Genomic DNA, 4,314 nt, shown 5'->3' on the forward strand with positions numbered 1-4,314 from the left:
ATGCCGACGGCAACTCGGGCGGGCGCCGCGACTCCAACCTCCAGCGCACCGGCAACGACTGGATCGAGGTGGCCTTCCGCACCGCGCGCGCCGCCGACCCGGCCGCCAAGCTCTGCTACAACGACTACAACATCGAGAACTGGACCTGGGCCAAGACGCAGGGCGTCTACAACATGGTCAAGGACTTCAAGTCCCGCGGCGTGCCGATCGACTGTGTCGGATTCCAGTCGCACTTCAACAGCGGCAGCCCGTACAACAGCAACTTCCGTACGACCCTGCAGAACTTCGCCGCTCTCGGCGTGGACGTGGCCATCACCGAGCTCGACGTCCAGGGCGCCTCGGCCAGCACCTACGCCAGCATCGTCAACGACTGTCTCGCGGTGTCCCGCTGCGTCGGCATCACCGTGTGGGGTGTGCGTGACAGCGACTCCTGGCGGTCGGGCGACACTCCGCTGCTGTTCGACGGCAACGGCAACAAGAAGGCCGCGTACACCTCGGTCCTGAACGCGCTGAACTCCGCCACGCCCAACCCCACCCCCACCCCGACTCCGACCCCGACCCCGACTCCCACGCCCACCGGCTCGCCGTCCCCGACTCCCACGCCCACGGGCGGCGGCGCCGGGCAGATCAGGGGCGTCAGCTCCGGCCGCTGCGTGGACGTGCCGAACTCCAGCACCACCGACGGCACCCAGCTGCAGCTCTGGGACTGCCACAGCGGCACCAACCAGCAGTGGTCCTACACCTCCGCGCAGGAACTCCGGGTCTACGGCAACAAGTGCCTGGACGCCGCCGGAACCGGCAACGGCGTGAAGGTCCAGATCTACAGCTGCTGGGGCGGCGACAACCAGAAGTGGCGCCTCAACTCCGACGGCACCATCGTCGGCGTCCAGTCCGGGCTGTGCCTCGACGCCGCCGGCCAGGGCACCGGCAACGGCACGCAGCTCCAGATGTACTCCTGCTGGGGCGGCAACAACCAGAAGTGGAGCTGGAGCGGGCTCTCCTGAGGTCGCACCATCCGTGACGCACTGATGGCCGGGGTCGACCACGACCCCGGCCATCGGCTTCCCGCGCTCGCCACCGGTACGGGTCAACCGCTGCCGGCCTCGGCCCGGATTCGCCGGACGAGGTCGAGTACGACCTCGGCGACGAGAACGTCCGTACGGGGTCTCGGCTTGTCCGGGAGCACATCACCCCGGGTCCGGCAGGCCCATCGACGCGAGCCTGGCCGGGGTCGGTCAGAGCCGCGATGCGGGCGATACGGCCGTCGACGACGGTGAACGCCATGACCGACAGCGGAGTGCCGTCCCCGCGCCACGACACGAACCCGGGAAGGCCGTCGACGAGCACCGCCCGCCCACGCGCGGCCGCGCCGGCCCGCACACGGCTCTGCGCGCCGGAGGCGACCTCGGTGGCGCCGAGGACGACGACCACCCCGCCGGGGGTGTCGACGGTCAGCTTCACCTCGGGGTCGAGAACGCGCAGCAGCCCCTCGAAGTCGCCGTTGCGAGCCGCCGACAGGAAGGCCTGGACCACCTCGCGCTGCTCCCGTCCGGCGGCCGCCGGACGCTCGGTCGTCTGCACCTTCCTGCGGGCGCGGCTGGCGAGCATCTTCGTGGCGTCGGTGGACTTGCCGAGGATCTTGCCGATCTCGTCGAACGGCACCGCGAACAGGTCGTGCAGCACGAACGCCAGCCGCTCGCTCGGCCTGAGCGACTCGAGGACGACGAGGAGCGCGAGCCCGACAGAATCGGCGAGCGCCACGTCGTCCTCCGGCACGGGGCCGTCGTCCACCGTCACGACGAACTCGGGCAGACGGTCGTCGTAGGACGCCTCAGGATGGGCCTGCCGCGACCGCAGGACGTCGAGGCTGATCCGGCCGACCACGGTGGTCAGCCAGCCGGCGAAGTTGTGGATGGTCGCCACGTCGTGCCGGGAGAGCCGCAGCCAGGCCTCCTGCACCACGTCCTCGGCGTCCGCGTGCGATCCGAGCATGCGGTAGGCGACCGCCCGCAGCCGGTCGCGCTGGGCCTCGAACGCCTCGGCCACCGGGTCTGTCGAGCTGGTGTCGGACATGTCGTTACCTTCCTCGGATCCGCTCCGTCATGGGTGATGACGAGCCCGGATGGGCGCACGTAACCGATGAAGGAGCACGACGATGGAAGCACGCATGAAGAGCTCGGGGAACCCCGACGCGATCGCGGCGATTCAGCAGCTCAACAAGGCGATTCAGGCCGGCGGCGTCGACCCGCTCCTGCTCGAGCTGGTCCACCTGCGGGCGAGCCAGATCAACGGCTGCAGCCCGTGCGTGTTCGCCGGGGTCGAGTCGGCGAAGAAGCACGGAGAGACCGATCAGCGGCTGCACAACGTGGTCACGTGGCGTGAGACGCCCTTCTTCACCGAGGGGGAGCGGGCGGCGCTCGCGCTGACCGAGGCCGCCACCCGGATCCAGGACGGCGCGCCGGGCGTGACCGACGAGATCTGGGAGGCCGCCGCCGCCCACTTCGACGAGAAGCAGCTGTCGGCGATCGTCCTGGAAATCGCGATCACCAACTTCTTCAACCGGATCAACCGCACGCTCCGGGAGCAGGCCGGCAAGACCTGGTGAGCCGGGGTGGGGCGTCATCCGCGCGGAGGCCGCGCCTCCCGCGACACGGGTGACGCCCTGCCGAGACGCTCCGGTGGGATCGGCCGGTACGGCGTGACGCCGCCACGGCGGGAGCCCGAGTTCTGGCGTCCGCGACCAGCCGGAGAACCGCCCGTCCGGACGTCGGGCGGGCGAAAGGCCGCGCGCGGCGGCGTGGAGCGCCGTCGCCGTGAGCTCTCGTAGGCGTGGCGCGACTTATGCGTGAAGTGGGCTCCCGCACAGCGTCGTCTCACTGCTGACAGCGGTCTTCCACAGGAGAAGAGCCCCCGCTAGGTCACATCACGGTGGGCGACGACAAGCACGAGCAGGAGCACCGGCAGCGTCATGAGCCGCCACAGGTGAACCGCCTCCTCATCGGTGACTCTTCGGACGGGCGGCTCCAGGGACGTGGTGTCTGTCCGCCGGTCCGCCCCGCACATGGCCGCAGGCTGGTGGCCCTAGATCGAATGTGAGCGTTAACACATCTTCCCGGTCGCGGTTCCTTCTCTGTCGGATGGGCTGTGGTGGCAGCTCGGAGCCAATACGAGACGAAGAGGCGATGTCAAGGACGGCACCGCGCGCCCACAGAGGGGCGGTGGGACGGGCGCGCGGCCCATCAGGCGTTATCAGGGGCCGCCGAAGGTGACGGCCGGAGGGGCGCTCTGAAACTTTCTTGGGGGGCTTGACACATTTCGGCATGGTTTCCAAACTTTGTCCCCGAGGCGGCTTCCTCCAGCCACGTGGTGGTGCGCGGTGAGGGCCGCCGTTCGCGACGCCCTGGTGGTGTGCGTTCCCCGATCACGGGACGCGGCGTCGATCGCGCGGAGTGATCCCCGCGCTTTTCCTGCAACGGCTCTCGCCGCGCGGTTCCACGACCTCCGTGTTCACCGCGAACGGCGCCGCGGCCACCCCGACCGCTACCTGCACCAGCTTCCCGGCGGCCGGACATGATGATGAGGAGATTACAGATGCGTCTGCCCTGGCGAGCGCGGTCACCGCGCCCCACTGCCGTCGCGACCGCGGCGCCGCCCCGGCGGGCCTCGCGCCGCGGGCTCACGATCGGCGCCATCTCGGTCCTGCTGGCCGGAGCCGGCATGCTGGCCACACAGCCCGCTCAGGCCGCCGTCGCCTGCCGGGTCGACTACACCATCAGTTCGAGCTGGCCGGGCGGCTTCAACGCCAGCGTCACCATCAACAACCTCGGTGACGCGGTCAACGGCTGGCGGCTGACCTGGTCCTTCGGCGCCGGTCAGCAGATCACCCAGATGTGGAACGCCACCCCGGCCCAGTCAGGCTCGTCGGTGACCGCCACCAACGTCTCCTACAACGCCTCCATCCCCTCCGGCGGCAGCACCAACTTCGGGTTCAACGGCTCGTGGAACGGCAGCAACCCGGTGCCCACGTCGTTCGCCCTGAACGGCGTGACCTGTGGCAACCCCGGCACCCCGACGCCGACCCCAACGCCCACCCCTACCCCTACGCCCACCCCGACGCCGACTCCCACCCCGACGCCGACTCCGACTCCCACGCCGACCCCGAGCCCTTCGCCGACGGGTACGTGTGATCTTCCGTCGTCGTATCGGTGGACGTCGACGGGTGCGCTGGCGACGCCGAAGTCGGGGTGGGTGTCGCTGAAGGACTTCACCAACGTGGTGTACAACGGCAAGCACCTGGTCTACGCCACGACGCAC

General features: G+C 69.8%; 3 protein-coding genes and 1 pseudogene. 3 read left to right on the forward strand and 1 reads right to left on the reverse strand.

Annotation, left to right across the window (positions count from 1 at the left end):
- The coding region (locus MPTA5024_RS17865; RefSeq protein ID WP_036325190.1) for a ricin-type beta-trefoil lectin domain protein at positions 1 to 1,004 on the forward strand (1,004 nt) is incomplete at its 5' end.
- Positions 1,005 to 1,632: 628 nt separating this feature from the next.
- Here the strand turns inward: MPTA5024_RS17865 and MPTA5024_RS44520 are convergent.
- Positions 1,633 to 2,073, reverse strand: a pseudogene (locus MPTA5024_RS44520) (sigma-70 family RNA polymerase sigma factor); the annotation flags it as partial.
- Positions 2,074 to 2,155: 82 nt separating this feature from the next.
- On the opposite strand from MPTA5024_RS44520, the gene MPTA5024_RS17875 reads away from it, so the two are divergent.
- Positions 2,156 to 2,605 (forward strand): carboxymuconolactone decarboxylase family protein, encoded by a 450-nt coding sequence (locus MPTA5024_RS17875; RefSeq protein WP_036325192.1) that lies wholly within the window; start codon positions 2,156 to 2,158, stop codon positions 2,603 to 2,605.
- Between the two features lie 986 nt (positions 2,606 to 3,591).
- Positions 3,592 to 4,314, forward strand: a 723-nt coding sequence (locus MPTA5024_RS17880; RefSeq protein WP_198167213.1) for a cellulose-binding domain-containing protein, incomplete at its 3' end; no start/stop codon positions are given.

The organism is Microbispora sp. ATCC PTA-5024 (assembly GCF_000511135.2).
GTDB lineage: Bacteria > Actinomycetota > Actinomycetes > Streptosporangiales > Streptosporangiaceae > Microbispora > Microbispora corallina.

Coding starts and splice junctions, on each gene's coding strand:
- MPTA5024_RS17875 (WP_036325192.1), top strand. CDS start 2,156: ATGGAAGCACGCATGAAGAGCTCGGGGAACCCCGACGCGATCGCGGCG.